This window comes from Streptomyces sp. NPDC002536 (assembly GCF_053594995.1).
Map to the genome: position 1 here is coordinate 1 of NZ_JBSFWU010000219.1, position 3,786 is coordinate 3,786.

The window sequence follows — 3,786 nt, forward strand, 5'->3', positions numbered from 1 at the left end:
GAGAAGCTCGGCCAGCTCCGCTCGCGGGACGAGTGGGACCTGATCGTCGTGGACACCCCGTCCAGCGCCGAGCGGCTGGGCGGGTGGCCGTCACCGGCGGCCGCGGCCACCGCCGCCGCCAGGCCCGCCACGACCGCCAGCACCAGCACCGTGCACACCGCCGAGGCCGCCGGGCGGACGCTGCGGTGCAGCGCGGACCAGGCCACCGGGAGCCGGGCCCGGCGGGAGGCCAGCACGGCGATCAGCAGGACGGCCAGCACCCACACCGCCCCGCCGAGCAGCGAGGGCCCGGTGCGCACCGAGAAGCCGACGGAGGCCTTGGCCTTGGCGAGCCCGGAGATGCGGTCGGCCAGCCCGCCGCCGATGTCCCCCATGTCCCCCAGCCCCGGGATCTTCAGACCCCCGCTGCCGCCCCCGGAGCCCAGCCCCATGCTGCTGCCGTCGAAAGTGACGGTGGACGATCCGGCCCAGGCCAGCCCGCCCAGGAGCAGGACGAACAGCAGGGCCACCGCGCCCGCCCGCGCGGCCAGTTCCGCACCGCGCAGGGCGGCCCCGGCCGGGCGCAGGGAGCGGGCGAAGATGCCGCCGAGCAGCAGTGCCCCCACCAGGCTCACGCCTAGTGGCGCGAAATCGATGGTGGTGTGCGCACCGGTGCCGGTCAGCCCGAAGGCCTCGACCGAGCCCGACGGAGTGACCGAGCCGCCCACCGCCAGCACGACCACGGCGGCGGTCATCGGCCCCAGCCGTCCCGCGGCGTCCGCCCCGAGCAGATGCAGACCGAGTGCCGCAATTCCTGCCATGGCGAGAAAAGCCCAGCTCACAGCCGCTATGGAAGTAAGGAGCAGATCTGCGCCGAAAGCTGCGCGCCTGCCACTGGTGATGGTCATTGCGCCCCCCGGTCCATACCAGTTGCCCGGATGCTGGTGATCCGTACCATCCATGGGCTGTTACTACTCTCCGGGCGACTTTCGGATCGGTCAACGGTGCCTGTTACACGGCTGCTTCAGTCCCCGACTTTCGGTCGGGGGACTGTGCCTGAAATAGTTCCTCCCGATGTTCGCCATCCCTAGACTCCCCGTGCAGGGGGCTCATCGGGGGACAAGTAGTGGGGCATGGAGTGCCGGAACTCGTACTGGAATTGAATGGACAGACCTGGACGCTCGATCCGTCCAGGTCCTACACCCTGGGTCGCGATCCGCAGGGTGACATGGTGCTGGAGGACGCCCGGGTGTCGTGGCGGCACGCCATCGTGCGCTGGGGCGGCCACAGTTGGGTCATCGAGGACCAGGGCAGCACCAACGGCACCTATGTGCAGGGCCAGCGCATCCATCACATGGAGATCGGCCCCGGCTCCGCCGTGCACCTCGGCAACGCCACCGACGGTCCGGTGATGCACCTGAGCGCGGCAGCGGCCGCGGCCCCGGCCGCGGACCTCTACAACGCGCAGACGGCCATGGCCGCGCCGCAGCAGCACCAGGCGTACCAGACGCCGGTGCAGCAGCCGGGTCACGACTGGGCCGCCCAGCCCCACCAGGCGCAGCAGGCGCAGCATTCCGCCTGGCAGCAGCCGCAGGCCCAGCAGCACCAGCAGCCGCAGGCCTACGTCCCGCAGCAGCAGGCGGCTCCGGCCGTGCAGCCGCAGCAGCCGTCCGCCGGTGCCGCGGGCGGGGCGCCCGCCCAGGGCGGCGACCGCAGCCCGACCAGCTTCCACCAGATGGCGGTCGGCCGGGTCATGCGCATCGGTCGTGCCCTGGACAACGAGCTGGTCGTCTCCGACCTCCAGGTCTCCCGCCACCACGCGGAGTTCAAGGCCACCAGCGACGGCCGCTTCGAGATCGTCGACCTCGGCAGCCACAACGGCACCTACGTCAACGGCCAGCCGGTCAGCCGGCAGATCATCGGCCCCCACGACACCGTCGGCGTCGGCCACTCCACCTTCCGCCTCGTCGGCGACCGGCTGGAGGAGTTCGTCGACACCGGCGACGTCTCCTTCTCCGCGCGCCACCTGACCGTCACGGTCGAGGGCGGCAAGCAGATCCTCAAGGACGTCTCCTTCGGCGTCCCGGAGAAGTCGCTGATCGCCGTCATCGGCCCGTCCGGCTCCGGCAAGTCCACCCTGCTCAAGGCGCTCACGGGCTACCGCCCCGCCAACCAGGGCGACGTCCTCTACGACAACCGGAACCTCTACAAGCAGTTCGCCGAGCTGCGCCAGCGCATCGGTCTGGTCCCGCAGGACGACATCCTGCACAAGGAGCTCACCGTCCGGAAGGCGCTGCGCTACGCGGCCAAGCTCCGCTTCCCCGGCGACACCGCGCCCGCCGAGCGCGAGGCCCGCATCGACGAGGTGCTGCGCGAGCTCAAGCTCGACATCCACAAGGACAAGAAGGTCACCGCCCTCTCCGGCGGCCAGCGCAAGCGCGTCTCGGTCGCCCTGGAGCTGCTGACCAAGCCGTCGCTGATCTTCCTTGACGAGCCGACCTCCGGCCTCGACCCGGGCATGGACCGCGACGTCATGCAGCTGCTGCGCGGCCTGGCCGACGACGGCCGCACCGTCCTGGTGGTCACGCACTCCGTGGCCGAGCTGGCGATCTGCGACAAGCTGCTGGTCATGGCGCCCGGCGGCTCGGTCGCCTACTTCGGCCCGCCGGAGGAGGCGCTCAACTTCTTCGGCTACGAGACCTGGGCCGACGTCTTCTCGGCCTTCGAGAACTACCGCGACTACGACTGGGCGGGCCGCTGGAAGGGCTCGCAGCACTACCAGATGTACGCGGCCGACATCGACGCCGTCGCCCCGCAGTCCGTGCACGTCCAGCCGCAGAGCCCGCCGAAGGCACAGAGCTGGGGCTCGCAGCTGTGGACGCTGATGCGCCGCTACGCCTCGGTCATCGCCTCCGACCGCGGCTTCATCGGCCTGATGCTCATCCTGCCCGCCGTGCTCGGCGGCGTGAGCTGCGTCATCCCCTCCGACTACGGCCTCGGAGCCCCGGACCCGCGGCACTTCAACCAGGACGCCGGCACGATCATGCTGATCCTCGCGGTCGGCATGTGCTTCTCGGGCGCGGCCAACTCCGTCCGAGAACTGATCAAGGAACGGGTGATCTACGAACGGGAACGGGCCGTCGGCCTCTCCCGCTCCGCGTACCTGATGTCCAAGGTCATCGTCCTCGGACTGATCACCGCCCTGCAGGGCGTCATCATCTCCGCCATCGGCTTCTCGATCCGCAAGATGCCGAAGGAGGGCGTGATCCTCAAGAGCCTTCCGGCCGTCGAGCTGTGCCTGGTGATCATCGCGCTCGGCTTCACGTCGATGATGATCGGTCTCGTGATCTCCTCGTTGGTGAAGACCGCCGAGAAGACCATGCCGCTGCTGGTCATGTTCGCCATCGTCCAGGTGGTGTTCACCGGCATCATGTTCAAGATCTACGACTCGCCGGGCGTCGAGCAGGTCGCCTGGCTGATGCCCTCGCGTTGGGCGATCGGCGCCGCCGCCGCGACGCTGGACCTGTCGCACATCATGGCGCCGATGGACAAGAACAACCACGACAACCTCGACCCGCTCTGGACGCACAGCGCCGCGCAGTGGGGCATCGACGTGGTCGTGCTCATCGCGCTCGGAGTGATCTGCGGATTCGCGGTCTCGCGCCTGCTGCGCCGTCACGAGCCGGAAGTCATGCGCAAGTGACGATTGCTCATGCATAACGCCGGAGGGCGGTGTTCCCGAAATTCGGGAACACCGCCCTCCGGCGTTTCTGCGGCCGTGCCGAAGAAAAGGATCAGTAGGGCGAC

Annotated in this window: 2 protein-coding genes; one reads left to right on the plus strand and one right to left on the minus strand. The window is 69.6% G+C overall.

From position 1 onward, the window contains the following. Positions 1–887 (minus strand): streptophobe family protein (locus ACWD4B_RS35415; RefSeq protein ID WP_451424624.1); only part of this gene is annotated, 887 nt, incomplete at its 3' end. Between the two features lie 230 nt (positions 888–1,117). Here ACWD4B_RS35415 and ACWD4B_RS35420 point away from each other — a divergent pair. Further along, positions 1,118–3,682 (plus strand): FHA domain-containing protein, encoded by a 2,565-nt coding sequence (locus ACWD4B_RS35420; protein WP_451424625.1) that lies wholly within the window; start codon positions 1,118–1,120, stop codon positions 3,680–3,682. The last annotated feature ends 104 nt before the right edge of the window (positions 3,683–3,786 follow it).